Here is a 26,011-nt window from a genome sequence, read left to right on the forward strand (position 1 = left end):
CTTATTTCCTCAAATTCGTACAGTTTCGTGCGTAAATTACGCTTCAACAATTGCCAGAATGTCGCTTTCGGACATGATCAACACTTCTTCATTGTCGATCTTCTCGGATTTCACGCCGTAGCCATCGTTGAAAATGACGATGTCACCAACTTTAACGTCCAGTGGCTGCACAGTTCCGTTTTCCAGGATGCGGCCCTTACCGACAGCGATGATTTCGCCACGCGTTGATTTTGCTGCTGCAGAACCGGTCAGAACGATGCCGCCTGCAGACTTGGTTTCAACTTCTTTACGTTTGACGATCACACGATCATGTAACGGACGAATACTCATTGATAGCTCTCCTTTGAGAAAGTCTTTATCAGTTATGGATGACGCCGGCCCGTATCCGGTTTTCCGGCTAGTGCCCTGAGAGATGGGGATAGGTTTTTCCCCCTTCAAGGGGGAGTCGAAAAAAAATTTGCGAAAGTGTTACCATCGCCTCTCTTTTGATAGTGGCAGGACGAAGTAGATGAGTGGACTCAAACAGGAGTTGGGCCTGGCGCAAGGCGTCGGCTTGCTCTCGACCTCTTTATTAGGAACAGGCGTCTTTGCCGTACCCGCTCTTGCGGCGCTGGTTGCAGGCGATAATAGCCTGTGGGCGTGGCCGCTCTTAATCGTGCTGGTGTTCCCGGTGGCGATTGTCTTTGCGATTCTGGGTCGTCACTTTCCCAGCGCCGGCGGCGTAGCGCATTTTGTCGGCATGGCGTTTGGCCCTCGTCTTGAACGGGTAACGGGGTGGCTATTCTTATCCGTGATTCCGGTAGGTCTGCCCGCTGCGTTGCACATCGCCGCCGGTTTCGGTCAGGCGCTCTTTGGCTGGCACGATGAGCAGTTGCTGTTTGCCGAGCTGGGGACGCTGGCGATTGTCTGGTGGGTCGGTTCACGGGGTGCCAGTTCCAGCGCTAACTTACAAACGTTGATTGCGCTGCTTATTGTGGCGTTGATTGTCGCTATCTGGTGGGCGGGCAATATCCAGCTGCACGAAATCGCCTTCCCAACGTTCAGCGAGGTGGAAATGCCCCCGCTGTTTGCCGCATTGTCGGTGATGTTCTGGTGTTTTGTCGGGCTGGAGGCCTTTGCCCACCTGGCGTCAGAGTTTAAACAGCCCGAGCGAGATTTCCCGCGCGCATTGATGATCGGCCTGCTGTTGGCAGGCACGGTCTACTGGGCCTGTACGGTGCTGGTGTTGCACTTCAACGCCTTTGGTGAAGATAAAGCGGCGGCGGCGTCGCTGCCCGGTATTGTGGTGCAGTTGTTTGGCACAAAAGCGTTGTGGGTCGCCTGCGTGATTGGCTATCTGGCCTGCTTTGCCAGTCTAAATATCTACATCCAGAGTTTCGCACGTCTGGTCTGGTCGCAGGCGCTCTACAAACCCACCAGCCCGCTGGCAAGACTTTCTCAGCGTCAGCTACCGCTGAATGCCCTCAATGCCGTACTGGGCTGCTGTGTGCTGAGTACGTTGGGCATCTACTGGCTTAACATTAATCTGGATGCCCTTATCGTCTATGCCAACGGTATCTTCATTATGATCTACCTGCTCTGTATGCTGGCAGGCGCGCGGCTGCTGAAAGGACGTTATAAGGCGTTGGCGGTTGTGGGCGGCGTGCTCTGTCTGTTGTTGCTGGCGATGGTGGGCTGGAAGAGTTTGTATGCCATTGTCATGCTGGCGGGGCTGTGGTGCTTTTTACCCGTGCGCGGCCGCCCAGCATAAAAAAACGCCCGGCAATGCCGGGCGCTTTTCTTAGCGGTCGTCTTTATGGTCAAGACGATCGCGCTCATCGTCCTTGCGATGATACTCACCGTCAAAGGTTTCGCCCCCGCCCGTCCCCGCGCTAAAGCCACCACCCGGCATACGATTGAAGCGCAGGTGCGGCATCAGCTTCATGGTCAGATGTTTTTGCACCGGCGGCAGCAGCAATAGCAGCCCCAGGAAATCGGTGAAAAATCCGGGCAGTAACAGCAGCAGGCCCGCAATAATCAGCGAGACGCTTTTGATCATTTCTGCCGCCGGACTCTCGCCTGCAGCCATCTTTTGCTGCATTAACAGGAAATTTTTGAAACCCTGGTTCCGTACCAGAGACATCCCAATCACCGACGTAAAGATGACGAGAATCAGAGTCAGCAGGACGCCAAAGACGTGGGCGACCTGAATAAAAATCGAAATCTCAATATAAACATAGAGAAAAATAGCAACTAACGGTATCCAGCGCACTGGCTTCTCCTGTGTGGCAGAGGCCCTGTGGCCCCTGTCTGAACATTTTCGCGATTCGCGTCTGTTCGAAATGAGGGCGGTTAGCCAAAATTCAATCGGTTTGCACGGATATTTTTTTTGGAAACATTAAAGCGGTGACTCATTTCACAAATTGATAATTATCATGCAACAGGGTCGATAATAAGTGATCCAGATTACGGCATTTCGCTATCATCAGCATATGATCTCGGATATCTGGTCGCTCATTGGGATAATCGTCGGTCAGTAAATAGACATAACCACAGATATACTGTGTGTTTAGTGCAATCAATCGGCAGCTTGAAAAGAAGGTTCACATGTTAAACAACATTCGTATCGAAGAAGATTTGTTGGGTACCAGGGAAGTTCCAGCGGATGCCTATTACGGTATTCATACTCTGAGAGCGATTGAAAACTTCTACATCAGCAACAGCAAAATCAGTGATATCCCTGAGTTTGTACGCGGCATGGTAATGGTGAAGAAAGCGGCAGCGCTGGCAAATAAAGAGCTGCAAACCATTCCTAAAAGCGTTGCAAACGCGATCATCGCCGCCTGCGATGAGGTGCTGAACAACGGCAAGTGCATGGACCAATTCCCGGTGGACGTCTACCAGGGCGGCGCGGGCACTTCTGTTAATATGAATACTAACGAGGTACTGGCCAACATCGGCCTGGAGCTGATGGGTCACCAGAAAGGTGAGTACCAGTACCTGAATCCGAACGACCACGTTAACAAATGCCAGTCCACCAACGATGCCTACCCTACCGGCTTCCGTATTGCGGTCTACGCCTCTGTGGTGAAACTGGTGGATGCCATTAATCAACTGGGCGAAGGTTTCCAGAACAAAGCGGTCGAGTTCCAGGACATTCTGAAAATGGGTCGCACCCAGCTGCAAGACGCGGTGCCAATGACCCTCGGCCAGGAATTCCACGCATTTAACGTGCTGCTGAACGAAGAGACCAAAAACCTGATGCGCACTTCCGAGCTGCTGCTGGAAGTGAACCTGGGCGCTACCGCTATCGGTACACGCCTGAATACGCCGGATGGCTACCAGCAGCTGGCGGTACAGAAGCTGGCAGAAGTCTCCAACCTGGCTGTCAGCCCGGCAGAAGATCTTATTGAAGCCACCTCCGACTGCGGCGCCTACGTCATGGTGCATAGCGCCCTGAAGCGTCTGGCCGTTAAGCTGTCTAAAATTTGTAATGACCTGCGCCTGCTCTCTTCCGGCCCGCGTGCTGGCCTGAATGAGATCAACCTGCCAGAGTTGCAGGCTGGCTCCTCTATCATGCCGGCTAAAGTGAACCCGGTGGTGCCAGAGGTGGTTAACCAGGTCTGCTTCAAAGTGATCGGTAATGACATCACCGTTACCATGGCCTCTGAAGCAGGTCAGTTGCAGCTGAACGTAATGGAGCCGGTCATCGGCCAGGCGATGTTTGAGTCCATTCATATTCTGACCAACGCCTGTTATAACCTGCTGGAAAAATGCATTAACGGCATTACCGCCAACAAAGCGGTATGTGAAAGCTACGTCTATAACTCCATCGGCATCGTGACCTACCTCAACCCGTTCATTGGCCACCATAACGGCGATATCGTCGGTAAGATTTGTACTGAAACAGGTAAGAGCGTGCGAGAGGTCGTACTTGAGCGTGGCTTGCTGACAGAAGCCGAACTGGATGATATCTTCTCGGCGCAAAACTTAATGCACCCGGCCTACAAAGCGAAAAGATATACTGATGAAAGTGAACAATAACAGTTCAGGTTAAAATTCATGAAGGCACGTCAATTGACGTGCCTTTTTTCTTTTTGGGGTTTACCAAACCACAACAATTCAATATCAACTTGTTAATAAACAAGGAAGGCACCTATGTTTGGAGCAGAACTCGTCATCGTGCTGTTGGCGATATACCTTGGCGCAAGGCTTGGAGGGATCGGTATCGGTTTCGCCGGTGGGCTCGGCGTCCTTGTTCTTACCCTCATTTTTCAAATCAAACCCGGCGCAATTCCCTTTGACGTCATCGAAATCATCATGGCCGTTATCGCCGCCATTGCTGCCATGCAGGTGGCCGGTGGGATGGACTACCTGGTAAGCCTCGCCGAGCGTATGCTGCGCCGCCATCCAAAATACATTACCTTCCTGGCACCGCTGGTCACCTGGTTTATGACCATTCTCGCCGGCACGGGCCATACCGCTTTTTCCACCCTGCCCGTTATTACCGAAGTGGCAAAAGAGCAAGGGATTCGTCCGTCTCGCCCGCTCTCCATTGCTGTGGTGGCGTCTCAGATTGCGATCACCGCATCACCCATCTCCGCTGCGGTGGTCTTCTTCGCGGGTATCCTTGAACCGATGGGCGTCAGCTATCTCACCCTGCTGGCGATCTGTATTCCGGTGACGCTGATCGCCGTGATGATCACCGCCGTCCTCTGTAACTTCCTCGGCGCCGAACTGAAAGACGATCCGGTTTACCAGGAGCGCCTGGCGAAGGGGGAAGTCAAACTGCGCGGGAGCCAGGTCTTCGAACTGAAGCCGCACGCTAAACGTTCCGTACTGCTGTTCCTGATCGGGATCGTGGCGGTGATGTTCTACGCTACCGCCATCAGCGACACCGTGGGTCTGATTGAAAATCCGGTACTGCCACGTAACGAAGCGATTGTGGTCTTTATGCTGACCATCGCCACGCTTATCAGCATTACCTGTAAAATCGATACCAGCGAAGTGCTCAATGCCAGCACCTTCAAATCCGGGATGAGCGCCTGCGTATGCGTACTGGGCGTGGCCTGGCTGGGTGATACCTTTGTAAAAGCCCACATCAGGGATATCCAGACCGTAGCGGGCGATCTGTTACATAGCTATCCATGGCTGCTGGCGGTCGTTCTGTTCTTCGCCGCCACCCTGCTTTACTCCCAGGCGGCAACCACCAAAGCCCTGATGCCCGCGGCGCTGATGCTGGGCGTTACTCCGCTGACCGCTATCGCCTCTTTCGCCGCGGTGTCTGCGCTGTTCGTCCTCCCGACCTATCCCACCCTGCTGGCGGCGGTAGAGATGGATGACACAGGCTCTACACGTATCGGTAAATATGTATTTAACCATGCCTTCCTCATCCCGGGTGTGGTGGCGATTTCCCTCTGCGTCATCCTCGGTTTCATCTTCGGCGGCATGCTGTTGTAAAAGGCTTTTCGCTGTAAAAATCATTAAAGTCGGGCCGCTTAGCGGCCCGATTCATTAATTCTCCACTGCCCGGCATGCTATAGTGGTTTTTTTCGCGATAACGAGGTCGACCTGTGAACATGTCTGACGCTGTTGTTGTTCTCTGCACCGCACCCGATGAAGCCACTGCCCAGGATCTGGCCGCTAAAGTCCTGGCTGAAAAGCTTGCCGCCTGCGTGACTATTCTGCCTGGCGCCACCTCGCTCTATTACTGGGAGGGCAAGCTGGAGCAGGAGTACGAAGTGCAGATGCTGCTGAAATCCCGAGTCTCACTCCAGCAGGCGCTCCTCGATTGTCTTAAGTCTCACCACCCTTACCAGACCCCGGAGTTACTGGTGTTGCCAGTCTCCCACGGTGATAACGATTATCTATCATGGCTCAACGCTTCCTTACGCTGATCCTGCTGCTGTGCAGCACCTCAGTTTTTGCCGGGTTGTTTGATGCACCCGGCCGTTCAAACTTCGTTCCTGCCGACCAGGCGTTCGTTTTTGATTTTCAGCAAAACCAACATGAACTGAACCTGAACTGGAGTGTGAAGCCGGGGTTTTACCTCTATCGCAAACAGATCAGCATTACCCCTGCTCAGGCCACTATCGGTGCGCCAACGCTGCCCGCAGGGGAGTGGCATGAAGATGAATTTTACGGCAAAAGTGAGATCTACCGGCAACAGCTCACCGTACCGGTGACCATTAACCAGGCCGGGAAAGGGGCGACCCTCACCGTCACCTACCAGGGCTGTGCCGATGCCGGTTTGTGTTATCCACCCGAAACCAAAGTGGTGCCGCTGAGTGAGGTGCAAGCTGCCGCCTTAGCGCCTTCCGCACCTGCCACAAATGCGCCTGACCCCGCGCCGAAAAGCGAGCTGCCCTTCTCCGCGCTGTGGGCGCTGCTGATCGGCATTGGCATCGCCTTTACGCCCTGCGTATTACCGATGTACCCGCTTATTTCGGGCATTGTCCTTGGCGGTAAAACGCGTCTCTCCACGGGCCGGGCATTACTGCTGGCATTTATCTACGTGCAGGGGATGGCCCTGACGTATACCGCCCTCGGTCTGGTCGTGGCTGCGGCGGGGTTGCAATTCCAGGCTGCGCTTCAGCATCCGTACGTTCTGATCGGCCTCTCGGTACTCTTTACTTTGCTGGCGCTGTCGATGTTTGGTCTCTTCAGCCTGCAATTGCCTTCATCGCTGCAAACCCGCTTAACGTTAATGAGCAATCGCCAGCAGGGCGGCTCCGTGGGGGGCGTTTTTGCCATGGGCGCTATCGCCGGGCTCATCTGCTCCCCCTGCACCACCGCCCCGCTGAGCGCGATTCTGCTCTATATCGCCCAGAGCGGTAATTTGTGGCTCGGTGGCGGCACGCTCTATCTCTACGCGCTGGGTATGGGATTGCCGCTGATCCTGGTGACCCTGTTTGGCAACCGACTATTACCCAAAAATGGCCCCTGGATGACGCAGGTGAAAACCGCGTTCGGGTTTGTGATCCTGGCGCTGCCGGTTTTCCTGCTGGAGCGCATTGTCGGCGACGCCTGGGGATTACGTCTCTGGTCGATGCTCGGCGTCGCCTTCTTCTTATGGGCCTTTATTACCAGTTTGTCGGCAAAACAAGCATGGATGCGCGTGATGCAAATCCTCCTTCTGGCCGCCGCGCTGGTAAGCGTACGTCCTCTGCAGGACTGGGCATTTGGCGTCAACGTGACGCAATCTCAGGCCCACCTTAACTTCACGCCAGTACGCAACGTAGATGAGCTGCAACGCGCGCTGGCACAGGCCAACGGCAAACCGGTCATGCTCGATCTCTATGCCGACTGGTGCGTGGCTTGCAAAGAGTTCGAAAAATACACCTTTAGCGATCCGCAGGTGCAAAATGCGCTAAAAGAGACGGTTCTGCTTCAGGCAAACGTGACGGCCAATAACGCAGAAGATAAGGCCCTGCTGAAGAGATTAAACGTGCTTGGCCTGCCGACGATTCTGTTCTTTAACGGAGAGGGCGAGGAGCAGGCGGCCCAGAGAGTGACCGGGTTTATGGATGCCACGGCTTTCAGCGCACATTTGCGCGATCGACAACCGTAAACGACACTGTAGACGGGACGTTCGACGGTATGCAGAGGAGATAATCATGCAACGCGAAGATGTTTTGGGAGAAACCCTGCAATTACTTGAGATCCAGGGAATAGCCAGCACAACGCTGGAGATGGTCGCCGAACGGGTGGATTATCCGCTGGATGAGCTGATGCGCTTCTGGCCTGATAAAGAGGCGTTGCTATACGATGCGCTGCGCTATCTTAGCCAGCAGGTCGATACCTGGCGCACGCAATTGCGGCTCAACGACGAGCTCAGCGCCGAGCAAAAATTGCTGGCGCGCTATAACGCGCTCGCTGAGTGCGTGCGTAATCACCGCTATCCCGGCTGTCTGTTTATTGCCGCCTGTACCTTCTTCCCGGATCCAGACCACCCTATCCATCAGTTGGCCGATCAGCAAAAGCGCGCTTCCCATGATTTTACTCATGAGCTGCTTACCACCCTGGAAGTGGACGATCCGGCGATGGTCGCAAAGCAGATGGATTTGGTGCTGGAGGGGTGCCTGAGCCGTATGATGGTCAACCGTAGCCAGGCCGATGTCGATACCGCACAACGCCTGGCAGAGGATATCCTGCACTTTGCTCAGTGCCGCAAAGGCGGGGCGCTCACTTAAGCCAGTATTCCCGCCCAGGCTGAAATAAACAGGCACAATGCCATCAGCCGCTGAAAGCGCACCATCGCAACGGTGGTGCGAAAGAGACGGGTCACCGCCTTTCCCAGCCATGCCCAGCACATCAGGCAGGCGATAGAAATCAGTAAAAACCAGAAGGCCATGAGCGCCACATCGTGCAACCCATTCCGCCCGGCCGGGGCAAAAAGCGTGACCACCGCCAGCGCCATCATCCAGGTTTTGGGATTCACCACCTGCAGCAGCGCAGCCGCTCGCGGGGTAAACCGCACAGGCGAGCGTCCGGAAATATCAGTCGCCGGCGCGCGAAACAACTGCCAGCTCATCCAGCTTAGCCAGAGCACCCCGGCCCAGCTCATCAGCTGTCGTATCAGCGGAGACTGGCGCAGGATCTCCCCGGCTCCGGCACCGGAGATCAGGACTATCGCGCTGGCCGCAGCGCAGGCGCTCACCAGCGCAGGAAGCGTGGATTTAACGCCATGTTGCTGGCTATGCGTAAACACAAGAATATTAGTCGGCCCGGGGGTAATCGAGGCGACGAAAGCAAATAGCAGAAATGGCATCAAATTCACAGGTGGCTCCTTATTATAGAGCTCTGACTGTGCCGCTATTTTTTAGAAAGATCTGGAAGGTTTGTGCACAAACGCCGGTAGTGGGCAGGCGTGATGCGATAGGCTCGCTGGAACCAGCGTCCCAGATGACTTTGATCGGAAAAGCCCAGCGCCGCGGCCACATCAACCGGCTGCTCGCCTTGTGCCAGACGCTGACGCGCTTTCGCCAGACGCAGCTGGATAAGCCAGGCGTGTGGGGCCAGGTGGAACTCGCGTTTAAAGCTGCGCGTAAGAGTAAAACGGTCAGTGCCTGTCTCACGTGCCAGATCGGTTAAACCGATATTTTCGCCCATATGCGCGAAGAGATAATCTCTTGCCCGGTGAGCGATGGCGGCACTTTGTATCTGGGAAGGGACTTTTTTACGCCAGTGGCAGTGGGCGGTGATCTGCGCCAGCAGGGTATCCATGCTGCTCTGCTGTACGATTTTCATCTCATCGTTATGCAGGCTCGAGAACGTTTCACCGATGGCGAGCGCCAGATGTGGCTCGCGCGTCAGCGTCTGCGGAAAGTGCAGCGAATAGCTGCCAGGCGTAGATTCATACAACCCCTGCAGGGTGTTAGTCAACCATCGTTCATCCAGATAAAAGGTCAGGTAGGTAAAGCCGCCTTCTACGGGCGCATCGCCGTCGTGGATCTCCCCCGGCTCAAGCAGAAACGCATCGCCCGGACGGCTATGATAACGCTCGCGACGGCAGTGAAACTGCTGCGTGCCGGAGAGAGTAATCCCCACCAGATAACTGTCGTGCCAGTGCGGATCGAAGGCGTGCCCTTCAAAGTGCGCCTTAATCGTTTCGATACCCGTTTCTGCATGCTGACGTAGCTCAAGCCAGTCTTTCGCCATACTTCCCCCTCTTTCACCGCCAGCATTGCCTGGCCTTGCGCGCCTGTCTGGAAGATTTGTGCAAATGCGACGCGCAAACCGCCAGATTGCCGTAATCTTAAGCAGTTGAACAGCTTTTCCCGAAATAGGGTTGACGGCGTTACGCGATTGCGGTTTAATGCGCCCCGTTGCCCGGATAGCTCAGTCGGTAGAGCAGGGGATTGAAAATCCCCGTGTCCTTGGTTCGATTCCGAGTCCGGGCACCACTATTTAGAAGAACCCGCCTATGGCGGGTTTTTTGCTTTCAGAGAGCGGACTCTCCATCGAACTTCGTTCGATTATTCGCCGCAGGCGGCTCACCCCTTCGGGGCCAGCGCGACAGGCGCGCTGTTCAACGCTTTCAGCGTTAGTCCGAGTCCGGGCACCACTATTTAGAAGAACCCGCCTATGGCGGGTTTTTTGCTTTCAGAGAGCGGACTCTCCCCTTCGGAACCAGTGCGACAGGCGCGCGATTCCACGCTTTCTACATAAGTCCCTGGCAAGCCATCACGAAATACCCATCCTCCCCTCATTCTGCGCTTGCTATAATTCAGCCACACTCACCCGCAGGCTTCCTTATGAATACATACCGTCTAACGCGCGACTGGCGATTGCCCACGGCAGGGTTGCTGGCCTTGATAGTCCTCTTTGCTGGCTTCACGCTGCACACTCACTGGAACGACTTTATCCAGTGGTGCCTCGCCACCCAAATCACGCTGCATCGTTATCTGGTGATGTATCTGCTGCAACTGAATAACCATCAGTTCAGCGACGGGCTATGGCTACTGACGGGGGCCTTTTTTTATGGCGTGCTGCACGCTATCGGCCCGGGGCATGGCAAATTTATCGTCACCACCTGGCTCAGCACCAATACCGAGAGCCAGCGGGCATCTCGCGTGGTGCCGTTTCTCGGGAGCCTGATGCAGGGCGTCAGCGCTATTCTGTTTGTGTTTATCCTCGCCGTCGGCCTGAATATGGCGTCTGGCGATCTCAGCACCAGCCGCTGGTACGTCGAGAAAATCAGCGCCGTGATGATCGGTTCATTCGGTGCCTTCATCATCTATCAGGCGCTAAAAAGCCTGCTGCCCCGCAAAATGACCCTCTTTGCCATCAAACCGCTGCACGAACACAGTGACCAGTGTGGATGCGGACATCACGGCGTAGGGGCTGGGATGACGCAAGGCGACTGGAAAACGCGTCTGGGTGTGATTCTGGCGATTGGTGCGCGGCCCTGCAGCGGCGCCATCATGATTTTGCTGTTCTCGAATGCGCTGGGGATTGTCAGTTGGGGAATGGCGGCGGTCATGACCATGTCGCTTGGTACCGCGTTATCCATTATGGGCCTGTCCCTGGCGGTACGTTATGCCCGTGAGCGCACCGTGGCGCTGTTTGATAGCCCTGCGTCGTTACGCTGGCTGGCGCCCGCAGCCAGGATAGCCGGAGGCGTGGTGCTTATTCTGTTTGCCGTCGTGCTCTTTTTAACGGTGATCCCTATCAGCGCGGACGGCGACTTTATCGCCGCTGGCTGCTAATAAAAAACCCGGCGCAAGCCGGGTTTTTTATTACTCATTAATTCTCGGATGTTGATCAACAAGGCGAGAACGTTTTTTCTGTAACGCCTCAATTTCGGCGTCAATATCTTCAATCTTCTGCTCGACGTTATCGTAATGTTCGCGCAGGATCTCTTTCGCTTCCGCAATATCCGATGCCGCCGGTGTAGCGCCTTTCAGAGGACGGTTCGCCGTCTCCTTCATAGTCAGACCGGTCGCCAGACCAATGACCGCAATCACCATCAGGTAGTAGGCAGGCATCATCAGGTTCTGCGTGCTCTCTACCAGCGAGGCCGCCAGGGTCGGCGTCAGGCCGGCAATCAGCACTGAAATGTTAAACGCTGCCGCCAGGGCGCTATAACGAATATGCGTCGGGAACATCGCCGGCAGAGTGGATGCCATTACGCCAATAAAGCAGTTCAGGATCACCGCCAGCATCAGCAGACCGGCGAAAATCAGCCCCAGCACGTTACTGTTGATCAGAATAAAGGCCGGAATCGAGAGCGCGAACAGAGCAACGCTGCCGAGAATAATGAACGGTCGACGACCGAAACGGTCACTCAGCAGGCCCATAATCGGCTGCACAAACAACATCCCCACCATGATGGCGATGATAATGAGTACACCGTGATCTTCCGAGTAGTGCAGGTTATGCGACAGATAGCTCGGCATGTAGGTCAACAGCATGTAGTAGGTCACGTTGGTGGAGATCACCAGACCAATACAGGTCAGCAGGCTACGCCAGTGTTTAGTGGCAATCTCTTTAAACGAGACTTTAGGCCCTTCCTGCAATCCTTCGCGATCGCCCTGCTCCAGCTTTTCGACATGCTGCTGGAAAGCCGGTGTCTCTTCAAGCGCGTGACGCAGATAGAGGCCAATCACCCCGAGCGGCAGCGCCAGGAAGAACGGAATACGCCAGCCCCACTCCAGGAAGTTCGCTTCACCCAATACGGTGGAAATCAGGACCACGACACCCGCACCCAGCACAAAGCCTGCGATGGAGCCAAAGTCCAGCCAGCTTCCCATAAAGCCACGCTTACGGTCCGGCGAATACTCAGCCACAAAGATAGACGCGCCGGTGTACTCACCACCGACCGAGAAGCCCTGGGCCATCTTACACAGCAGCAGCAGGATGGGCGCCCAGATACCAATACTGGCGTACGACGGTATCAAGCCAATACAGAAGGTACTGACGGACATGATAACAATAGTAATCGCGAGTATTTTCTGGCGACCATATTTATCGCCAAGCATCCCGAAGAACAGACCACCCAGCGGGCGGATTAAGAAGGGAACGGAGAACGTACCTAACGCTGCAATCATCTGCAGGCTAGGATCGGCGCCGGGGAAGAATACTTTACCTAACGCGTAGGCCACAAAGCCATACACGCCAAAATCGAACCATTCCATTGCGTTACCGAGCGAAGCCGCGGTTATCGCTTTGCGCAATTTACCGTCGTCAATGATAGTGACGTCACGCAGGGTGATGGGTTTAACCTTTTTCCTTTTAAGCATTGCTAACCTCGTAGACTAAGCCCTGTCCTTACCACAGTGCTTTAAGAGCACCTTGTGGACCCGGGAAGCGCATCGTGCGCATTCTCCTCTTTCAAGCGTAGCAGGTTTACTTACACTGACGTTCAAAGTCAGTACAACCGAACCTGTTGACGCCTGTCTGGGCAGTTAATGACCTCCTTACCCTACCAGCGTTTATATTTGTGATCAACTTCACATATATATTTAGCGACCTTAAGCCTACGTAATGAAAGGTCAATTTTCTCAATTGAGATACGTCTCAACCCCCACCTCTTAAATATCATTCCTTAAGTTATTATTCACACGAAAACAAAAAATAAACGACATTTCTTCACATCCAATTTACAGCAATTTTAATAATCAAAAGGGCGCCGATCGGTTTCCGAAAAATATGTGATCCAGATAACTAAAACACTGTTTTATTTTCATTGAATCACCATTCCATCGATCGCATCATAAGTCTGGTCAACAGGGTTTAAATGCTTTCAGTCGAAGGCCAAAACCCAAACCGAATTATGTTTGCTGTATGAATAACGGATTGCCAGGCGCACAAAGCCCTCAATGCGTTGAATTCATTAAATTATTGGTTTCTAACTTGTCCGCCGGCGATGCGTGATGAGATGCGAGGGTACACGATGAAAATTAAAGCCGCGATTGAGCGCATTCCCGGTGGGATGATGTTGGTTCCGCTGGTGCTGGGTGCCATTTTAAATACCTTAGCGCCTAACACCGGGGCTTATTTCGGTGGATTCACTAAAGGTATGATTACCGGTACGGTGCCGATCCTGGCGGTATGGTTCTTCTGTATCGGTGCTTCCATTAATTTACGTGCAACCGGAACGGTATTACGTAAGTCCGGCACGCTGGTACTGACTAAAATTGCCGTTGCATGGATTGTGGCGATGCTCTGCGCGATGTTCATCCCAGAGAATGGGATCCAGACGGGCTTCTTTGCGGGTCTCTCCGTACTTGCCATCGTCTCTGCCATGGACATGACTAACGGCGGTCTCTACGCCAGTCTGATGAACCAGTATGGCACCAAAGAGGAGTCCGGTGCTTTCGTTCTGATGTCGCTGGAGTCCGGCCCGCTGATGACCATGCTGATCCTCGGCTCTGCAGGTCTGGCCTCGTTTGAAGCGCACCATTTTGTTGGCGCCATCCTGCCATTCCTGATCGGTTTCGCCCTCGGTAACCTGGACCACGACCTGCGTGACTTCTTCAGCAAAGCAACGCCGGTACTGATTCCCTTCTTCGGTTTTGCCCTGGGTAACACCATCAACCTGAACGTGATCCTTCAGACCGGTCTGCTGGGTATCGTGCTGGGCGTGGCGGTGATCATCATCACCGGTATTCCGCTGATTATTGCCGACCGCGTCATTGGCGGTGGCAACGGGACTGCGGGGGTGGCGGCATCATCCGCCGCGGGCGCTGCGGTGGCTAACCCGGTCATCATCGCGCAGATTAACCCGGCCTTTGAACCGGTTGCTGCATCCGCTACCGCACTGGTTGCGGCCAGCGTGATCGTCACCGCGATTCTGGTGCCAATCATCACTGCACTGTACGCCAGACGCTTCGGTAACATCCCGGCGCCGGAAGCAGAAGAACAAAGAGTGGAATCGCTGCACCACTAAGTGACTGACCCTCTCCCACGGGAGAGGGTTTTTACTCTGCGAAGACCTCTTCTACCATGGCTTTCGCCAGTCTTGTCGCCGAACAGAGTCTCGGCATCCCCAGCGCCACGTTTTGCCAGCTTTGCGTCACCGACCAGCAGACCGGATGACGGTCCACATCACACCAGTCGCCCAGCCAGCCCAGCATATCTTTATGATCGATCAGACCCGGAGACGCCGGTGTGGCAAGCCATTGATGGTAAAAATGGCGCGTGGCTGGCGCCGCATTAATGCCCAGCGCCAGGTAGTTCGCCACCTGATTTTGCAGCTCATCTTTCAGCATGGCGCTCACGTCGGCATTGGCCAGCCGGCAGGCGTCGCCAAACGCTCCCCAGCGCAACTCTTCCAGCGCCACATAACCGCGCCCGGCCAGGGACCAGCCGTCGTAATGGCCGGCCCGCCAGCGGGTAAAGATCTGTTCGGTATGCTCACCGGCCTGCACCGTTAAGCCGCGCTGGCCTAACGCTTTGACTTTCCAGACCGCACGCTGCTGGAAATGAGAAGAGAGGGTATCGTACTGCTGCAACAAGCCTGGCGGGGGCGCATTGCGCAGACCCGTGTGCTGGCGTAATGCGTCCAGTTTCTGTGTCATGCGGGTAAGCGCAAGATGGCCGGGATCAAACATGCCCGCCAGTTTCTCTGCCAGCCCAAGCCGCAGCGCAGCATTTTCGCTGAACATTCCCGCCATCGCCCATGGACGAAGCTGAGTCTGCGTCATGATCTCCTGGGTTAAACGTTCACGAAACTGCTGTTGCTGTGGCACGAGCGGGGTTTGACGCGTGGCATCCACCCCTTGCACCAAATCGACCATAAATTTGGGATGGATACACTCCAGCGTCCGCCCGGGACCGTCCAGTAGTTGTTTTGTCATGGTTGCTCTGCCGCGAATAGAGTTTGAATATCATCGCGTAACAGTCGGGTATCTTCCTGAATCCACGTCGCGGTGGAGATACACTGTGAAAGCAGCTGAGTGAGCGACCGGGTAGCATGCTCATTCTGCTGGCGCACCGCGAGGCTATCACGCAAGCTTTCTTGTAATCCTGCAAGACATAGCGAAAATTCCGCAAAGAAAGTCGCCATGCCTGCCGTAACAGAGACATCGACCTGCGCGGCCAAAGCTTTACGGATTTGTGCACAAAACTGCTCAATATGGTGATTAATTTTGTCATGCAGCTCAGCCACGTTGATCACGTAACGGGTATGTGTCACGACGTAGTCATCCCAACCCCAGCCGGGATTATTCAGCCAGCGAGAGACCGTTTCACGCACGCTACTCGTGCCTGCCACCTGGCTCGCAGGAAGGTTCTCACGGGCAATCACGTCGTTAAACAGGCCGCGGGTATTAAAGTTAAGCTGGCTGGCCTGGAAGGCCGGGAAGCTGATCCGCGCCCGGAAACCGGCGTGGCTCAACTCTTCTTTGATACGTGTCTCAATGGGGCGCATGGCATCATTCAGCGAGCGCGCCAGGGTGGATTCAAGCTGATCGAAACGCAGAGCCAGTTCACGGCTGATACGCTCTTGCGCCGCCAGCAGAATCATTTCGCAGGAGGAGCGGATTTTACTGAGCACAATCTGCGCCTGGCCTTCATCTTCCAGCACCAGTAGCTCCGCGGCTGCAGGATCATCACTACGCAAACGCAGGTCATAGCCGGTTAGATCGCGCAGATTATCGCTGCTGAAGACCTGACTTATCGCCTGCTGGATTTGCCCCTTCTGCTCGTTAATAAACCCCTCTGCCGTGCAGAGCGCCTCTTCGACTTCATGCCTCACCTCATCGCTGACCGACTCCTGACGACGCTGTAACAGGGCCATGTCCTCTTCCAGACGGGTGATATTGAGCTGTAGCTCATCAAAGGCTACCGTCAGCCCCTGATAGCGAAAATCGAGATATTCACGGGCATTTTGCGCGTAGTTTAATAACTTATGCGATGCAGAACGCAGGGCATACAGCGAAGCATTAGCATAAGCAGCATAAATCAGCTTGCGGATCGGCTGTTCAAACAGGGAATCTTCCCACAGCAGATCGGCAGAGTGACGAACATGCTCAATGTCGTCGAGATCGGCGGTGCGCCAGCGGCGGCCAAGCGCCGCTTCGGCAAAATCCTGTACCCAGCGCTGGCTCTGGTGATCCGGCAATTTACCGCGTTGATCCAGTTCGTGACGCGCACGGTTTGCCAGATATCCCCACATGGAAGAGACCGGGTAAATCTGCCCCGGAGAGATATACCCCTTCATCAGGGTGCCGGAGATCATCGCCCGCACCTGCTCTTCGTCATCGCTATTACGATCTTTCTGGTCGAATTTATTGACCAGCGCATAGAGCGGCACTGATCTCCCTGCCGCCGAAATGGCCTGACGCACCTCTTCGTCGGAGATCGACTTAAGTTGGGTGTAATCCATCACCGCCAGCACCGCCGAGGCGCGGGAGATCTGTTCTGCCAGCATCTTCTGCAGATGCGGTTGCCCGGCCTCGTTCGGCCCGGGGGTATCAAGAAGTGTTAAGTGTCCGAGATGCGCATCCAGCCCGGCCAGATGAACAAACTCCACCTCAATGACCGGAATGTGTTCGATAGCCGCATATTCAGAGAAGGGAAAGTCGGTTTCCAGCGCCTGAGAAAGCCGCACCAGATCATTTAAGTTTTTCAAACAATAAAAGATGGGCTGGGCGCCAAGATAACGTTTTTCAAACGCCTCCCCTTTTTCAATACGCCCCAGCAGGGCATTCATGTCTTTATCAATTTCCAGCTGTTGCGCCAGCTTGCCACGATCGCAATTTCTCAGCTTTATTTGCAGTTGCTTAATTAAGGTATCGATCGGCGCGACGTGCGAAAAGTTCAGCACCGGCTCCTTCTGGCCCGGCGTATGACGAATAAGCGTGGGGAGGGCCGTCATCGGGCGGTTGCGGTTTGGCAACACCTCCGTACCGACAATGGCATTGATGGTGGTCGATTTCCCGGCCTTCATGGTGCCAACAATCGCCAGCACCATCTCCAGACGGGTAATTTTGCGCAGTTCATTGTTCAGCATCGACTGCTGGGCGTCTAAACCCCGGGCGCTGAAATGCAGCGGCAAGACATTATTGCTTTCACCCGTCAACGCCGTGGTAGTACTGTCCATTATCGCGACAGGCATCGCTTTTAAGGTTTCAAGGTTTTGCAAAGAGAGTTGCAGTAGCCGTTCCGCTTCCTGGCTCAATTCAAATATTGTTTGTGTGTGCATGCAATAACTTCCCTTAACGCAAATTTCTTAATTTTATTAAACCGAATAATTTTAATAATGAAGGATCGGTTTTATTGATTACATGTGGAAAATATCCCCACTAAAATATAAGCGATTGATGCTGTTGAAATTTTATATTTAAAAAATGCATTAACAACGGAGCGAGCCCCTCGGTCAGGGAAACCGAAAGAGTAAGAGCGTAGCTCAAATTTAAGAAAGGTCAGGATATATCATTATTATTTCCCCTACCCAAAATGAGAGGGAGGAGAGCCCTACCCAAACAAAGTGTGGGTAGTTCGGGAAATCTAAAAAATAGCAAAGCTGCTCTTACCTTATCCGAAATGGCAGTACGTAGCAATTTGCCGCAATAAAATTCTGATTAATTCAATCATGGCCGTTACTCCGTTGGATGTGGGAGTTAGCATCGCTTAATTGACTGACAGAAAATGTCATCCGCCATACTTTTTTTAAATTTCTTGATAAAAACAATGTCACCGACAACAGTAAGGTTTTACGTTATACTTGCCGCCTTTTTCGACAATACGTCGGTTTTTGGCGGGCACACTCCCGCCGCTTCGCACTATTTCAGGAGTCCATCATGCAGCTACCTCATTGCCCGAAATGCAATTCCGAGTACACCTACGAAGACAACGGTCTGTTTATTTGCCCGGAATGCGCCCACGAGTGGAACGATGCCGAACCGGCACCAGACAGTGACGCACTGATCGTGAAAGATGCGAACGGCAACCTGCTGGCCGATGGCGATAACGTTACCGTAATTAAAGATCTGAAAGTAAAAGGCAGCTCTTCCATGCTGAAAATCGGCACCAAAGTGAAGGGCATCCGTCTGGTTGAAGGCGATCACAACATTGACTGCAAAATCGACGGCTTTGGCCCTATGAAATTGAAATCTGAGTTCGTCAAAAAGAACTGATTTCTCCGCCCGGTGAGGCTTCGCTTACCGGGCGGACGAGAACGACACGTAACGGGCTTCTCTTACCTGAGGTAACGATTATGCCGTTACGTCCCTGCCTCTCCTTCGCCGGCACTTGTGCAGAGGCAATCGCCTGTCATCGCCATCGCTTCAACTCTTCAAACTCCCGCAACCAGCACTTAACCTAAATGTCACATTGATCCGCCAGCATGAGGCCACATTTATCGTGAGGCCCAACACATGCACACTGTCATTCGCGTCGAAAAACTGAGTAAGTCTTTTAACCATAATAGGGCGCTGCATGCCGTTGATCTGACCGTCCAGCAGGGCGAAATGGTGGCGCTGCTGGGGCCTTCCGGTTCAGGAAAGTCGACCCTGCTGCGCCATTTAAGCGGCCTCATTACCTGCGATAAAACGCCGGAAAGCCACGTCGAGCTGCTGGGTAACACCGTCCAGCGCGCCGGCCGCCTGGCGCGTGACATCCGTAAAAGTCGCGCCCAGACAGGCTACATCTTCCAGCAGTTCAACCTGGTGAACCGCCTGACGGTGCTGGAGAACGTGCTGATTGGCGCGCTTGGCAGCACCCCGTTCTGGCGCACCTGTCTGCGCTGGTTCTCTCCTTCCCAGAAACAAGAAGCCCTGCAGGCGCTGACCCGCGTCGGCATGACCCACTTCGCCCACCAGCGCGTCTCCACCCTCTCCGGTGGACAACAGCAGCGCGTCGCCATTGCCCGTGCCCTGATGCAGAAAGCGAAAATCATTCTGGCCGACGAACCCATCGCCTCGCTGGACCCCGAGTCGGCGCGCATCGTGATGGAGACCCTGCGCGACATCAACCAGAACGACGGCATCACCGTGGTGGTCACGCTACACCAGGTGGACTATGCCCTGCGCTACTGCGAGCGCATCGTCGCCCTGCGTCAGGGACATGTCTTCTTTGATGGCGCAAGCCATCAGTTCGATAACGAACGCTTTGACCATCTCTACCGCAGCATTAACCGCGTCGAAGAGCGCGCGCAAGCTGCTTAATTCACCCGATCCGAGGAAAGTACATGAGCTACAAAGCCGTTGCCGCGCTGGCCTTCACCAGCCTGTTCAGCATCAGCACCCTGTTAAGCCCGGCGTATGCCGAGGAGCAGGAGAAAGCGCTGAACTTTGGCATTATTTCGACGGAATCACAGCAGAACCTGAAACCTCAGTGGGAACCGTTCCTGAAAGATATGGAAACCAAACTGGGGATCAAAGTAAACGCCTTCTTCGCCCCGGACTACGCGGGCATCATCCAGGGGATGCGCTTTAACAAAGTCGACATCGCCTGGTACGGCAACCTCTCCGCGATGGAAGCGGTAGACCGCGCCAACGGCCAGGTCTTTGCGCAGACCGTGGCGGCAGATGGCTCCCCGGGCTACTGGAGCGTGCTGATCGTGAACAAAGACAGCCCAATCAATAACCTCAACGACATGCTCGCCAAACGTAAAGAGCTGACCTTTGGCAACGGCGATCCGAACTCCACTTCCGGGTTCCTGGTGCCGGGCTATTACGTCTTCGCCAAAAACAATATTTCAACCAACGAATTCAAACGCACCGTCAACGCCGGGCACGAAACCAACGCCCTGGCCGTGGCCAACAAGCAGGTGGACGTGGCAACTAACAACACCGAAAACCTCGACAAGCTGAAGACCTCCGCGCCGGACAAGCTGAAAGAACTGAAGGTGATCTGGAAATCACCGCTGATCCCGGGCGACCCGATCGTGTGGCGTAAAAACCTCTCAGAAAGCACCAAGGACAAGGTGTACGACTTCTTTATGGCCTACGGCAAAACGCCGGAAGAGAAAGCCGTTCTGGAGAAGCTGGGCTGGGCACCGTTCCGCGCCTCAAGCGACCTGCAGCTGGTGCCGATTCGCCAGCTGGCGCTGTTCAAACAGATGCAGGGCGTGAAGGACAACAAGGGGCTGAAGGAGGAAGAGAAGAGCAGCAAAGTGTCTGAAATTCAGGCACAGCTGGACGATCTCGACCGCCTGACCGCCGCGCTCGGCGCGATGACCAGCGTGAATAAAGCGGTGCAGTAAATCTTTTCTCCCTCTCCCTGTGGGAGAGGGTAAAAACCGCACCGGACAGTCCCCTCTCCCTTGAGGGAGAGGGTTAGGGTGAGGGGGAAATGCACACGCTGATGCCCTCACCCCGGCCCTCTCCCACAGGGAGAGGGAGAACAGATAAAGGAGTTACTATGCAAACCATCACTCTCCCACCGCCAAAGCGCAGCTGGTTCTCGCTGATCAGCTGGGCCATCCTGCTGGCGGTGCTTGTTATCTCCTGGAAGGGCGCGGAAATGGACCCACTGCTGCTGGTGAAAGATTCCGGCAACATGGCCACCTTCGCCGCCGACTTCTTCCCGCCGGACTTCAGCCAGTGGCAGGACTACCTCGGCGAAATGGCCATCACCCTGCAAATCGCCGTCTGGGGCACCGCCCTCGCGGTCATCCTCTCCATCCCGTTTGGCCTGATGAGCGCCGAAAACATCGTGCCATGGTGGGTGTACCAGCCGATGCGCCGCCTGATGGACGCCTGCCGCGCCATTAACGAAATGGTCTTCGCCATGCTGTTCGTGGTCGCCGTCGGTCTCGGTCCCTTTGCCGGCGTAATGGCGCTGTTTATTCACACCACCGGCGTGCTCTCCAAGCTGCTCTCCGAGGCGGTGGAAGCCATCGAGCCTGGCCCGGTCGAAGGCATCCGCGCCACCGGCGCCAACAAAATTGAAGAGATTCTGTATGGCGTGTTGCCACAGGTGATGCCGCTGTTGATCTCCTACTCCCTCTACCGCTTTGAATCCAACGTTCGCTCGGCCACCGTGGTCGGCATGGTTGGCGCAGGCGGTATCGGCGTCACCCTGTGGGAAGCGATTCGTGGTTTCCAGTTCCAGCAAACCTGCGCCCTGATGGTACTCATCATCATCACCGTCAGCCTGCTGGATTTCCTCTCTCAACGTTTGCGTAAGCACTTCATCTGAGAAGCGAGGCTTTGATTTCTATGCACTTATCCAGACATCCGACCAGCTACCCGACCCGTTGGCAAGAGATTGCGGCAAAGCTCGAAGTAGAACTTCGCACCCACTACCGCTGCGGGGACTATCTGCCCGCCGAGCAGCAGCTTGCCGACCGCTACGAAGTGAATCGCCACACCCTGCGCCGCGCCATTGACCAACTGGTGGAGCGCGGATGGGTACAGCGCCGCCAGGGCGTCGGCGTGCTGGTGCTGATGCGCCCGTTCGACTACCCGCTTAACGCGCAGGCGCGCTTTAGCCAGAACCTGCTCGACCAGGGCAGCCACCCCACCAGCGAAAAACTGCTCTCAGTATTACGCCCGGCCTCCAGCCACGTGGCGGACGCACTGGGCATTACCGAGGGTGAAAACGTTGTACACCTGCGCACCCTGCGCCGGGTCAACGGCGTGGCGGTGTGCCAGATCGACCACTACTTTGCCGACCTCTCCCTCTGGCCGGTGCTGCAACATTTCGCCAGCGGTTCGCTGCATGATTTTCTGCAGGAGGCCACGGGCATCGCGCTCAAGCGCACACAGACGCGCATCAGCGCCCGCCGCGCGCAGGCAAAAGAGAGCAAGGTGCTGGAGATCCCCAACATGGCTCCGCTGCTCTGTGTGCGCACCCTCAACCACCGTGACGGCGAGATCAACGCGACGGAGTACTCCGTCAGCCTGACCCGCGCCGACATGATTGAATTCACCATGGAGCACTGAATGCACTTCGATACCGCCACCCGTCAGCACTGGATGCGCGTCCTGGCACATAGCGACCCCGGGGCGTTACAGGCGCGCGTCTCTGCCCTTGCCCTCACGCCGACCTATGAACTGATCCGCGCACCGGAGAGTGGCCTGGTGCAGATCCAGGCGCGCATGGGCGGCACCGGAGAACGCTTTTTTGCCGGTGACGCCACCCTCACCCGTGCTGTTGTGCGCCTGTCCAGCGGTACTCTGGGTTACAGCTATCAGCTGGGGCGTAACAAACACCATGCCGAGCAGTGCGCCGTTATCGACGCCCTGTTGCAAGAACAACCCTATTTCCAGTCATTGATGGAAACCTTGATTACCCCGCTGGAAGCTGACCGCGCCGCACGCCTTGCCGCGCGTCAGGCTGAAGTCAACACCAGCCGGGTCGACTTCTTTACGCTCGTTCGCGGAGATAACGCATGACGCTTCAACCCGCTTTTACCCTCGCCGTCCAGGATGCCCAACAAAGTTTTCGTCGCCTGCTGAAAGCCATGAGCGAGCCGGGCGTCATCGTCTCGCTGCATCAGCTTGCGCAGGGCTGGTTGCCGCTGAACCTCGCCACCACCAGCGTGCTGCTGACGCTGGCCGACAATGATACCCCGGTGTGGCTCTCCGGTGCGCTGATCAACGACATCGCCTGTCAGAACCTGCGTTTTCACACCAACGCGCCACTGGTTGAACAGCCCCAGCAGGCGGTCTTCGCCGTGGCCGACGAGCAGATCAGCCACGAGCAGCTCAACGCCCTGAGCGAAGGCACTGCCGTGGCGCCAGAGGCCAGCGCCACGTTGATTTTGCAGGTCACCAGCCTGAGCGGTGGCCGCATGCTGCGCCTGACCGGGGCAGGCATTGCCGAGGAGCGTATGGTCGCTCCTCAGCTGCCGGAGTGCATTATTCATGAGCTGACCGAGCGTCCGCACCCGTTCCCGCTGGGTATCGACCTGATCCTCACCTGCGGCGAGCGCCTGCTGGCCATCCCGCGAACCACCCACGTGGAGGTGTGCTGATGTACGTTGCCGTCAAGGGGGGCGAGAAGGCGATTGCCGCCGCCCACATGCTGCAAGAGCAGAGACGACGGGGTGATGAACAGCTTCCCGAGCTGAGCGTCGCCCAGATAGAACAGCAGTTAAACCTGGCCGTCGATCGGGTGATGACCGAAGGGGGCATCGCAGATCGCGAACTGGCGGCGCTGGCGCTGAAGCAGGCCAGCGGCGATAACGTCGAAGCGATTTTTCTGCTGCGCGCCTACCGCACCACGCTGGCGAAACTGGCGGTAAGCGAGCCGGTGAGTACCCCGGAGATGCGTCTGGAACGCCGCATTTCGGCCGTTTATAAAGATATTCCCGGCGGTCAGCTGCTTGGCCCCACCTACGACTATACCCACCGCCTGCTCGATTTCACCCTGCTGGCGAACGGCGACGCACCGTCGCTTGCCACCTCCGATGCCGCGCAGAAAGCCTCTCCGCACGTCTTTAGCCTGCTGGCGAAGCAGGGCCTCGCAAAAGCGGAAGAAGATTCCGGCACGGTACCTGACGACATTACCCGCACGCCGCCGGTCTATCCGTGCTCGCGATCGTCGCGCCTGCAGCAACTGATGCGCGGCGACGAGGGGTATCTGCTGGCGCTGGCCTACTCCACTCAGCGCGGCTACGGGCGCAACCACCCGTTCGCGGCGGAGATCCGCTGCGGCTACCTCGACATCGAAATCGTGCCAGAAGAGCTCGGTTTTGCAGTAAACGTCGGCGAACTGCTGGTTACCGAGTGTGAAATGGTTAACGGCTTTGTCGCACCGGAAAATGATGACCCGCACTTTACCCGTGGCTACGGGCTGGTGTTCGGCATGAGCGAGCGCAAGGCAATGGCAATGGCGCTGGTTGACCGCGCCCTGCAGGCAGCGGACTACGGTGAGCACGCTGCCGGCCCGGCGCAGGACGAAGAGTTCGTGCTGGCCCACGCGGATAACGTCGAAGCCGCAGGCTTTGTCTCACACCTCAAGCTACCCCATTACGTCGACTTCCAGGCCGAACTGGAACTGCTGAAACGCCTGCAACGGGAGCGCAGAAATGGCTAACTTAAGCGGCTATAACTTTGCCTATCTGGATGAGCAAACCAAACGCATGATCCGCCGCGCCATTCTGAAAGCCGTGGCCATTCCGGGCTATCAGGTGCCGTTCGGCGGCCGCGAAATGCCCATGCCCTACGGCTGGGGGACCGGCGGCATTCAGCTTACCGCCAGCGTGATTGGCGAAGCGGACGTGCTGAAGGTTATCGACCAGGGGGCGGACGACACCACCAATGCGGTGTCGATTCGCAATTTCTTCAAGCGCGTCACGGGCGTGAACACCACTGAAAAAACCGAAGACGCGACGCTGATCCAGACCCGTCACCGCATCCCAGAAACGCCGCTCGCGGAAGATCAGATCCTGATTTTCCAGGTGCCGATCCCGGAGCCGCTGCGCTTTATCGAGCCGCGTGAAACCGAAACCCGCACTATGCACGCGCTGGAAGAGTACGGCGTGATGCAGGTGAAGCTGTACGAGGATATCGCCCGCTTCGGCCATATCGCCACCACCTACGCCTACCCGGTGAAGGTGAACGGACGCTACGTGATGGACCCGTCGCCGATCCCGAAATTCGATAACCCGAAGATGGACATGATGCCCGCCCTGCAGCTGTTTGGCGCCGGGCGCGAAAAACGCATCTATGCCGTCCCGCCGTATACCCGCGTGGAGAGTCTCGATTTTGACGACCACCCGTTTACGGTGCAGGCCTGGGACGAGCCGTGCGCCATCTGCGGCTCGCAGCACAGCTATCTGGATGAAGTGGTGCTGGACGATACCGGCAAACGGATGTTTGTCTGCTCCGACACCGACTACTGCCGCCAACAGAGCGAGGCGAAAAGCCAATGAAACCGCTGCTTTCGGTTAACAACCTGACCCACCTTTACGCGCCGGGCAAAGGCTTTAGCGACGTGGCATTCGAACTCTGGCCGGGGGAAGTGCTGGGGATTGTCGGCGAGTCCGGCTCCGGCAAAACCACCTTGCTGAAATCGATCTCCGCGCGCCTGACGCCGCATAACGGCGACATTCTCTACGAAGGCGCCTCGCTGTACGGCATGAGCGAGGCCGAGCGCCGCCGCCTGCTGCGCACCGAGTGGGGCGTGGTGCATCAGCACCCGATGGACGGCCTGCGCCGTCAGGTTTCGGCGGGGGGCAATATCGGCGAACGGCTGATGGCGACCGGCGCGCGCCACTACGGCAACATCCGCGCCACGGCGCAGCACTGGCTGGAGGAGGTGGAGATCCCCGCCTCGCGCATCGACGACCTGCCCACCACCTTTTCCGGTGGGATGCAGCAGCGGTTACAGATTGCCCGCAATCTGGTGACCCATCCGAAGCTGGTGTTTATGGATGAGCCAACGGGCGGGCTGGACGTCTCCGTGCAGGCCCGCCTGCTCGACCTGCTGCGCGGCCTGGTGGTGGAGCTGAACCTTGCGGTGGTAATTGTCACCCACGATCTGGGTGTTGCGCGCCTGCTGGCGGACCGTCTGCTGGTGATGAAACAGGGTCAGGTGGTGGAAAGTGGGTTAACCGACCGCGTACTTGACGATCCCCATCATCCGTACACCCAGCTGCTGGTGTCATCGGTATTGCAGAACTAAGAGGCCA

25 protein-coding genes and 1 tRNA gene are annotated in these 26,011 nt (G+C 56.0%); 19 read left to right on the top strand and 7 right to left on the bottom strand.

Annotated elements, in window-relative coordinates; genetic code table 11:
- Positions 1 to 36 precede the first annotated feature (36 nt).
- A complete protein-coding gene (locus tag B3511_RS17005; RefSeq protein ID WP_003855929.1) occupies positions 37 to 330 on the bottom strand; it encodes a co-chaperone GroES in 294 nt (97 codons plus the stop codon).
- Positions 331 to 508: 178 nt separating this feature from the next.
- Here B3511_RS17005 and yjeH point away from each other — a divergent pair, with 178 nt between their 5' ends.
- Positions 509 to 1,750 carry an L-methionine/branched-chain amino acid transporter gene (yjeH, locus tag B3511_RS17010; RefSeq protein ID WP_286783896.1) on the top strand — a complete coding sequence of 414 codons (1,242 nt, stop codon included), beginning with the start codon at positions 509 to 511 and terminating at the stop codon, positions 1,748 to 1,750.
- A 30-nt stretch (positions 1,751 to 1,780) separates the two neighbouring features.
- Here yjeH and B3511_RS17015 read toward each other — a convergent pair whose 3' ends face one another.
- A complete protein-coding gene (locus tag B3511_RS17015) occupies positions 1,781 to 2,251 on the bottom strand; it encodes an FxsA family protein (protein ID WP_040077540.1) in 471 nt (156 codons plus the stop codon).
- A gap of 335 nt (positions 2,252 to 2,586) precedes the next feature.
- Here B3511_RS17015 and aspA point away from each other — a divergent pair, with 335 nt between their 5' ends.
- The 5 genes from aspA to B3511_RS17040 all read left to right on the top strand — a co-directional run bounded on the left by aspA (position 2,587) and on the right by B3511_RS17040 (position 8,171).
- Positions 2,587 to 4,023, top strand: a complete 1,437-nt coding sequence (aspA, locus tag B3511_RS17020) for an aspartate ammonia-lyase (RefSeq protein ID WP_286783897.1) — start codon at positions 2,587 to 2,589, stop codon at positions 4,021 to 4,023.
- 114 nt (positions 4,024 to 4,137) lie between these two features.
- Positions 4,138 to 5,439, top strand: coding sequence for an anaerobic C4-dicarboxylate transporter (locus B3511_RS17025; RefSeq protein WP_286783898.1), 1,302 nt, complete (start codon positions 4,138 to 4,140; stop codon positions 5,437 to 5,439).
- 113 nt (positions 5,440 to 5,552) lie between these two features.
- On the top strand, positions 5,553 to 5,876 hold the full coding sequence (cutA, locus tag B3511_RS17030) for a divalent cation tolerance protein CutA (RefSeq protein WP_172657815.1): 324 nt from the start codon (positions 5,553 to 5,555) through the stop codon (positions 5,874 to 5,876).
- Positions 5,852 to 7,549 (top strand): protein-disulfide reductase DsbD, encoded by a 1,698-nt coding sequence (locus tag B3511_RS17035; protein ID WP_286783899.1) that lies wholly within the window; start codon positions 5,852 to 5,854, stop codon positions 7,547 to 7,549. Before cutA ends, B3511_RS17035 begins: the two co-directional genes overlap by 25 nt.
- Before the next feature lie 46 nt (positions 7,550 to 7,595).
- Positions 7,596 to 8,171, top strand: coding sequence for a transcriptional regulator (locus B3511_RS17040; protein WP_040077545.1), 576 nt, complete (start codon positions 7,596 to 7,598; stop codon positions 8,169 to 8,171).
- Here the strand turns inward: B3511_RS17040 and B3511_RS17045 are convergent.
- Together B3511_RS17045 and B3511_RS17050 are read right to left on the bottom strand one after the other, a co-directional pair.
- Entirely contained in the window at positions 8,168 to 8,758 is a 591-nt protein-coding gene (locus B3511_RS17045) for a LysE family translocator (RefSeq protein ID WP_040077546.1), read from the bottom strand. The genes B3511_RS17040 and B3511_RS17045 overlap by 4 nt on opposite strands.
- 35 nt (positions 8,759 to 8,793) lie before the next feature.
- The gene (locus B3511_RS17050) at positions 8,794 to 9,639 is read right to left on the bottom strand and encodes an AraC family transcriptional regulator (protein ID WP_040077547.1); all 846 of its coding nucleotides are present in this window, start codon (positions 9,637 to 9,639) and stop codon (positions 8,794 to 8,796) included.
- A gap of 169 nt (positions 9,640 to 9,808) precedes the next feature.
- Here B3511_RS17050 and B3511_RS17055 point away from each other — a divergent pair.
- Positions 9,809 to 9,884, top strand: a tRNA-Phe gene (locus B3511_RS17055).
- A gap of 351 nt (positions 9,885 to 10,235) precedes the next feature.
- Positions 10,236 to 11,189 carry a nickel/cobalt transporter gene (locus B3511_RS17060; protein ID WP_286783900.1) on the top strand — a complete coding sequence of 318 codons (954 nt, stop codon included), beginning with the start codon at positions 10,236 to 10,238 and terminating at the stop codon, positions 11,187 to 11,189.
- 30 nt (positions 11,190 to 11,219) lie between these two features.
- On the opposite strand, the gene proP is transcribed toward B3511_RS17060, so the two are convergent.
- Positions 11,220 to 12,722: a glycine betaine/L-proline transporter ProP gene (proP, locus tag B3511_RS17065; RefSeq protein ID WP_286783901.1), complete on the bottom strand. Its 1,503-nt coding sequence runs from the start codon at positions 12,720 to 12,722 to the stop codon at positions 11,220 to 11,222.
- A 653-nt stretch (positions 12,723 to 13,375) separates the two neighbouring features.
- On the opposite strand from proP, the gene kdgT reads away from it, so the two are divergent.
- Positions 13,376 to 14,371, top strand: a complete 996-nt coding sequence (gene kdgT, locus B3511_RS17070; RefSeq protein ID WP_040077550.1) for a 2-keto-3-deoxygluconate transporter — start codon at positions 13,376 to 13,378, stop codon at positions 14,369 to 14,371.
- 31 nt (positions 14,372 to 14,402) lie between these two features.
- Here the strand turns inward: kdgT and B3511_RS17075 are convergent, their stop codons facing one another.
- Complete coding sequence (locus B3511_RS17075; protein ID WP_046885498.1) at positions 14,403 to 15,281, bottom strand: diguanylate cyclase regulator RdcB family protein; 879 nt, start codon at positions 15,279 to 15,281, stop codon at positions 14,403 to 14,405.
- Positions 15,278 to 17,629 carry a clamp-binding protein CrfC gene (gene crfC, locus B3511_RS17080; RefSeq protein WP_286783902.1) on the bottom strand — a complete coding sequence of 784 codons (2,352 nt, stop codon included), beginning with the start codon at positions 17,627 to 17,629 and terminating at the stop codon, positions 15,278 to 15,280. The genes B3511_RS17075 and crfC overlap by 4 nt, the downstream gene beginning before the upstream one ends.
- Positions 17,630 to 18,227: 598 nt before the next feature.
- Between crfC and B3511_RS17085 the strand changes: the two genes are divergently transcribed.
- The 10 genes from B3511_RS17085 to phnK all read left to right on the top strand — a co-directional run bounded on the left by B3511_RS17085 (position 18,228) and on the right by phnK (position 26,004).
- Entirely contained in the window at positions 18,228 to 18,563 is a 336-nt protein-coding gene (locus B3511_RS17085) for a zinc ribbon domain-containing protein YjdM (protein WP_040077554.1), read from the top strand.
- Between the two features lie 240 nt (positions 18,564 to 18,803).
- Entirely contained in the window at positions 18,804 to 19,592 is a 789-nt protein-coding gene (gene phnC, locus B3511_RS17090; protein WP_286783903.1) for a phosphonate ABC transporter ATP-binding protein, read from the top strand.
- Between the two features lie 23 nt (positions 19,593 to 19,615).
- Positions 19,616 to 20,632 (top strand): phosphonate ABC transporter substrate-binding protein, encoded by a 1,017-nt coding sequence (phnD, locus tag B3511_RS17095; RefSeq protein WP_263616660.1) that lies wholly within the window; start codon positions 19,616 to 19,618, stop codon positions 20,630 to 20,632.
- A 158-nt stretch (positions 20,633 to 20,790) separates the two neighbouring features.
- Positions 20,791 to 21,570, top strand: coding sequence for a phosphonate ABC transporter, permease protein PhnE (gene phnE / locus B3511_RS17100; protein ID WP_212478528.1), 780 nt, complete (start codon positions 20,791 to 20,793; stop codon positions 21,568 to 21,570).
- A gap of 20 nt (positions 21,571 to 21,590) precedes the next feature.
- The gene (phnF, locus tag B3511_RS17105; protein WP_046885503.1) at positions 21,591 to 22,316 is read left to right on the top strand and encodes a phosphonate metabolism transcriptional regulator PhnF; all 726 of its coding nucleotides are present in this window, start codon (positions 21,591 to 21,593) and stop codon (positions 22,314 to 22,316) included.
- Entirely contained in the window at positions 22,317 to 22,769 is a 453-nt protein-coding gene (phnG, locus tag B3511_RS17110) for a phosphonate C-P lyase system protein PhnG (RefSeq protein ID WP_207292827.1), read from the top strand.
- Entirely contained in the window at positions 22,766 to 23,350 is a 585-nt protein-coding gene (gene phnH, locus B3511_RS17115; RefSeq protein ID WP_286783904.1) for a phosphonate C-P lyase system protein PhnH, read from the top strand. The genes phnG and phnH overlap by 4 nt, the downstream gene beginning before the upstream one ends.
- The gene (locus B3511_RS17120) at positions 23,350 to 24,414 is read left to right on the top strand and encodes a carbon-phosphorus lyase complex subunit PhnI (protein WP_286783905.1); all 1,065 of its coding nucleotides are present in this window, start codon (positions 23,350 to 23,352) and stop codon (positions 24,412 to 24,414) included. Before phnH ends, B3511_RS17120 begins: the two co-directional genes overlap by 1 nt.
- Positions 24,407 to 25,252, top strand: a complete 846-nt coding sequence (gene phnJ / locus B3511_RS17125) for an alpha-D-ribose 1-methylphosphonate 5-phosphate C-P-lyase PhnJ (protein ID WP_233803211.1) — start codon at positions 24,407 to 24,409, stop codon at positions 25,250 to 25,252. The genes B3511_RS17120 and phnJ overlap by 8 nt, the downstream gene beginning before the upstream one ends.
- On the top strand, positions 25,249 to 26,004 hold the full coding sequence (phnK, locus tag B3511_RS17130) for a phosphonate C-P lyase system protein PhnK (protein WP_286783906.1): 756 nt from the start codon (positions 25,249 to 25,251) through the stop codon (positions 26,002 to 26,004). The genes phnJ and phnK overlap by 4 nt, the downstream gene beginning before the upstream one ends.
- Positions 26,005 to 26,011 lie beyond the last annotated feature (7 nt).

The sequence above is a fragment of the Leclercia sp. UBA1284 genome (genome assembly GCF_002308415.1).
Taxonomy (GTDB): domain Bacteria; phylum Pseudomonadota; class Gammaproteobacteria; order Enterobacterales; family Enterobacteriaceae; genus Enterobacter; species Enterobacter pneumoniae.

Excerpts from the sequence above, each read along its gene's own strand:
- B3511_RS17005 (WP_003855929.1), bottom strand. The coding sequence starts at position 330 with ATGAGTATTCGTCCGTTACATGATCGTGTGATCGTCAAACGTAAAGAA.
- yjeH (WP_286783896.1), top strand. The coding sequence starts at position 509 with ATGAGTGGACTCAAACAGGAGTTGGGCCTGGCGCAAGGCGTCGGCTTG.
- aspA (WP_286783897.1), top strand. The coding sequence starts at position 2,587 with ATGTTAAACAACATTCGTATCGAAGAAGATTTGTTGGGTACCAGGGAA.
- B3511_RS17025 (WP_286783898.1), top strand. The coding sequence starts at position 4,138 with ATGTTTGGAGCAGAACTCGTCATCGTGCTGTTGGCGATATACCTTGGC.
- B3511_RS17035 (WP_286783899.1), top strand. The coding sequence starts at position 5,852 with ATGGCTCAACGCTTCCTTACGCTGATCCTGCTGCTGTGCAGCACCTCA.
- B3511_RS17040 (WP_040077545.1), top strand. The coding sequence starts at position 7,596 with ATGCAACGCGAAGATGTTTTGGGAGAAACCCTGCAATTACTTGAGATC.
- B3511_RS17050 (WP_040077547.1), bottom strand. The coding sequence starts at position 9,639 with ATGGCGAAAGACTGGCTTGAGCTACGTCAGCATGCAGAAACGGGTATC.
- B3511_RS17060 (WP_286783900.1), top strand. The coding sequence starts at position 10,236 with ATGAATACATACCGTCTAACGCGCGACTGGCGATTGCCCACGGCAGGG.
- proP (WP_286783901.1), bottom strand. The coding sequence starts at position 12,722 with ATGCTTAAAAGGAAAAAGGTTAAACCCATCACCCTGCGTGACGTCACT.
- kdgT (WP_040077550.1), top strand. The coding sequence starts at position 13,376 with ATGAAAATTAAAGCCGCGATTGAGCGCATTCCCGGTGGGATGATGTTG.
- B3511_RS17075 (WP_046885498.1), bottom strand. The coding sequence starts at position 15,281 with ATGACAAAACAACTACTGGACGGTCCCGGGCGGACGCTGGAGTGTATC.
- crfC (WP_286783902.1), bottom strand. The coding sequence starts at position 17,629 with ATGCACACACAAACAATATTTGAATTGAGCCAGGAAGCGGAACGGCTA.
- B3511_RS17085 (WP_040077554.1), top strand. The coding sequence starts at position 18,228 with ATGCAGCTACCTCATTGCCCGAAATGCAATTCCGAGTACACCTACGAA.
- phnC (WP_286783903.1), top strand. The coding sequence starts at position 18,804 with ATGCACACTGTCATTCGCGTCGAAAAACTGAGTAAGTCTTTTAACCAT.
- phnD (WP_263616660.1), top strand. The coding sequence starts at position 19,616 with ATGAGCTACAAAGCCGTTGCCGCGCTGGCCTTCACCAGCCTGTTCAGC.
- phnE (WP_212478528.1), top strand. The coding sequence starts at position 20,791 with ATGCAAACCATCACTCTCCCACCGCCAAAGCGCAGCTGGTTCTCGCTG.
- phnF (WP_046885503.1), top strand. The coding sequence starts at position 21,591 with ATGCACTTATCCAGACATCCGACCAGCTACCCGACCCGTTGGCAAGAG.
- phnG (WP_207292827.1), top strand. The coding sequence starts at position 22,317 with ATGCACTTCGATACCGCCACCCGTCAGCACTGGATGCGCGTCCTGGCA.
- phnH (WP_286783904.1), top strand. The coding sequence starts at position 22,766 with ATGACGCTTCAACCCGCTTTTACCCTCGCCGTCCAGGATGCCCAACAA.
- B3511_RS17120 (WP_286783905.1), top strand. The coding sequence starts at position 23,350 with ATGTACGTTGCCGTCAAGGGGGGCGAGAAGGCGATTGCCGCCGCCCAC.
- phnJ (WP_233803211.1), top strand. The coding sequence starts at position 24,407 with ATGGCTAACTTAAGCGGCTATAACTTTGCCTATCTGGATGAGCAAACC.
- phnK (WP_286783906.1), top strand. The coding sequence starts at position 25,249 with ATGAAACCGCTGCTTTCGGTTAACAACCTGACCCACCTTTACGCGCCG.